This window comes from Pantoea sp. CTOTU50773 (assembly GCF_032082325.1).
GTDB classification, from domain to species: domain Bacteria; phylum Pseudomonadota; class Gammaproteobacteria; order Enterobacterales; family Enterobacteriaceae; genus Pantoea; species Pantoea communis.
On the sequence record NZ_DAMDQC010000252.1, the window covers coordinates 1 to 3,446 of the forward strand.

At 56.5% G+C, this 3,446-nt stretch carries 3 protein-coding genes; 1 reads left to right on the plus strand and 2 read right to left on the minus strand.

Translation table 11 applies throughout. The features are described 5' to 3' along the window. Nucleotides 1-1,000 (plus strand): oxidoreductase (locus RT340_RS22310; protein WP_313377840.1); only part of this gene is annotated, 1,000 nt, incomplete at its 5' end. On the opposite strand, the gene RT340_RS22315 is transcribed toward RT340_RS22310, so the two are convergent. Both RT340_RS22315 and RT340_RS22320 read right to left on the minus strand, forming a co-directional pair. Further along, nucleotides 997-1,893: a LysR family transcriptional regulator gene (locus tag RT340_RS22315; protein WP_097117015.1), complete on the minus strand. Its 897-nt coding sequence runs from the start codon at nt 1,891-1,893 to the stop codon at nt 997-999. The two genes, RT340_RS22310 and RT340_RS22315, sit on opposite strands and share 4 nt — an antisense overlap. Before the next feature lie 252 nt (nt 1,894-2,145). Continuing rightward, a partial coding sequence (locus RT340_RS22320) for a PTS transporter subunit EIIC (protein WP_313377841.1) occupies nt 2,146-3,446 on the minus strand: 1,301 nt, incomplete at its 5' end.

The following is a 3,446-nucleotide window of genomic DNA, read 5'->3' on the forward strand; positions in this document are numbered from 1 at the left end:
AGGTCTGCAACAGGAAGCCACTGCTCTTCAGCCCCTGTTTACTCGTTTCCAGCCGGCGTTACTGGCCGCGCGCGATCTGAGCCAGATTTTGCTGCCGGATACGCTGAGTAACTCACTCACGCATACCTTAACGCTCTACGATCGTCTCAGTACCGCGTTGACGGTGGCGCAGGTTGCCGGTGTGCAGAGACTGTGTAATCACTACTCGGCGCGCCTCAACCCCCTGCCGGGCCCGGATTCCTCTCGCGAGAGTAACAACCGCCTGACACAAATCACCCAGTACGCGCGTCAGTTGGCGATGCAACCGGCTCTGATCAATGTCACTGGTATCAGCGCCCTGGATGCCGTCGGGCTCACTGAGCCAGATATCGTCACTCTCAATCAACTGGTGGGATTTGTCAGCTATCAGGCGCGAGTGGTCGCGGCACTGCAAGCCATGATGGGCTTACCGGTACGCTGGATACCTGGCGTATCACCACCAGCGGATGCCGATCCGGCGCTTTTTGACCGCGACACCGCATGGCAGCACGCGCTCAAACCGGTTGAGTTACGCTATGCCAGTGCCGATCAATTGGCGGCGATAACCTTCTGTCAGGGCATCGAAGGATTAGAGGACGCGATTTGGTTGCTGGTGCATGACGCGCAGGCGCTGTATGGCTGGGCGACTTTGCAACAGCGCATCGGTGAACATCATGATGAGCAATCCGCGTTGGCGCTGGCAACCTGCGCGCGCATCCTGGGTTGTCAGCGCCCGTTCACGCGTCATGCCGCTTGCCAGCGCGAAGCATTGCTTGCAGATGTTGATAAAGCGGGAGAAGTGCAGCCGGTGATTGGCGTTACCGCTCAGCTGGTTCGCATGCCAGAGCGTTTTAGCGCAGCACACTTGCAGCCATTGCTGAATGCGGGATGGGGAACCGAGCGCATTTTCGCTCTGTTGCAAGCAGTGGCGTTTGCCAGCTGGCAGGATCGGTTATGGATGGCGCTGGGTGAAACGCGTTAATCCGGCAGATGGCGCCGCGCTTCGTCAAAGAAATGTTGAGCCAGCGGCGATGCCCTGCCCGGCTCAGCAACCACCAACGCGGCCTGGCGTCCCATGGGTGCCATCGCAATCGGCCTCCGCGCCACATTTTGCAGCATTTCCGGCAGTAAATGTCCGCGCGGCGACACCATCACGCCTAATCCCACCTGCGCGCTCTGTAATAGCTGCATAATCGAGGCACTTTCCACAATCACTCGCGGTAGCAAACCGGTTTCGCGCAGTTGGCTATCCACGTAACGACGGAAATAGCGCGTGGGTTCCGCAAGGCACAGCGGAAGCTGCGCCAGTTGCGCAAGTGAAACCGTGTCGTGTTGAAGTAAATCCGGGAAGTGCTCAGGATTAAAAATCGCCTCCACGCCGGGATCTTTCAACAGCGCGGTCTGGAAGTGTAATTCTCGCAGAGCGGTGAGCTCGAAGAAACCAATGCCGCCGTCCACCGTATGGCTATTCAGTGCCTCCAGCAGTTGGTCCGCACTCATGGCGGAGACACGATAATCCAGCTGCGGATAGCGCGTTTCAACCGCTTTTAATAACGCCGGCAAGGCGACACTGCACTGTGGCATCACGCCCAGGCGCAGCGTGCCGTTGACGCCATGCTTCAGCGACTCGACTTCCAGCTTCAGTCCCGAGTAAACCGACACGATTTCACGCGCCCAGGTCAGCACCCGTTCCCCTTCCGGCGTAAAGCCGTCAAAGTTGTTGCTGCGATTGATCAGCGATAAACCCAGTTCGCGCTCAAGGTTTTTTAACCGCATCGATAAGGTCGGCTGACTGACAAAACTGGCCTCTGCCGCGCGGCCAAAATGGCGCTCGCGCTCAAGATTGCATAAATAAATCAATTGCTTGATGTCGATGTTAATATCCGCCCTGAAGTCACGATCGCGCTATGTTAGCAAACCCGCGCGGCTTTATCCGGTTCACAATGCAAAAAGCACAAAGGCCGCCGTTTGGCAGCCTTCGGTTGAAAGTTAATGCCCCACCCGGCGCTTATCTCCGGCACTCTTAATGGCTTAGCTCTTGAAGGGGCGAAGTCATCATCTCCCATCTCAGCCGTAGGGATTTAACATTGATTGCTAATTTTATTATTAGCGTGATAACTAAATATGTTATGCCACGCCTAAGGCACTTTTCACGTCGTTGGCAATTTTCTCCACCTGCGGACCGTAAATGACCTGCACATCGTGATCGCTGACCCGGTTAACACCGTTGGCGCCAGTGGTCAGCAACGTTTGATCGACCACTTCATTCATCTCTTTCACGCGCACCCGCAGGCGGGTGAAACAGCAATCGACGTCCTCTATATTGGCCTCGCCGCCCAACCCGCTGATGATCACCTTAATACGTTCATCGGCTGTCACCTGCACGGTTTGCGGCTCCTCATCCGATTCTCGTCCAGGCGTTTCCACTCGCATGCGCGTAATGACAAAACGGAAGCCGTAATAGTAGATCGGCGCATAAATCACCCCCAGCGCTACCGTCCACCACCATTGGGTTTTACTGCCACCGAGTATACCGAACACCACCAGATCGATCGCGCCGCCCTGCACGTTGCCGATCATTAAATGCAGCATCGACATCAGCATAAATGACAGGCCGGTCAATAACGCATGCAGGATGTAGAGCATCGGTGATACGAAGATAAAACAGAACTCCAGCGGTTCAGTGATGCCGGTGGTGAAGGAGGTCAACGCACCTGCCATCACCAGCGCTTTAACCCGCTGTTTATGCTCCGGGCGCGCGGTGTGGTAGATCGCCAGTGCAGCAGCAGGCAAGCCGAACATCATCACCGGGATTTTACCCTGAGCCAGGAATTGGGTGGCACTGCGCACCGTCTCATCAGGTATAGCGCCTGGATGGGTGAGCGAAGTGTTGAAGATATTCAGTGCACCAACAATGGTTTGCCCGTCCACGGTCGCCATGCCACCGATAGGGGTGAAACGCACTGTTTCATTGAGTATATGGTGCAAGCCAGTCGGGATAAGCAGACGTTCGCCGGTTCCCAGCAGAAACGCGCCGTACTGGCCGCTTTTCCCAATCATCTTGCCGACCCAGGCAATGCCTTCGCCGATCGTGGGCCAGATCAAGGCCAGCAGCACGCCAATCAGCGGCAAGACGATAACGGTGACGATGGGGACAAAGCGCCGCCCGCCGAAAAAGCTAATCGCCGTCGGCAATGGTTGCGTGTAAAAGCGATTATGCAGTGCCACGGTGACCAGCCCGGCAATCACGCCGCCAAGCACACTCATGTTGTAAGTAAAGATGCCCAGCATCTCGATGTACTCCGCCGAGGTCATCATCGCCGTGGTTTGAACCAGGCCTGCCTGCAGTACGGCTTCTGGGGTCGTAGTAGCCGCCGTCAGCCCTTCCGCGGCCAGTGCAGCACTGATGCCGACATTCATCACGACAT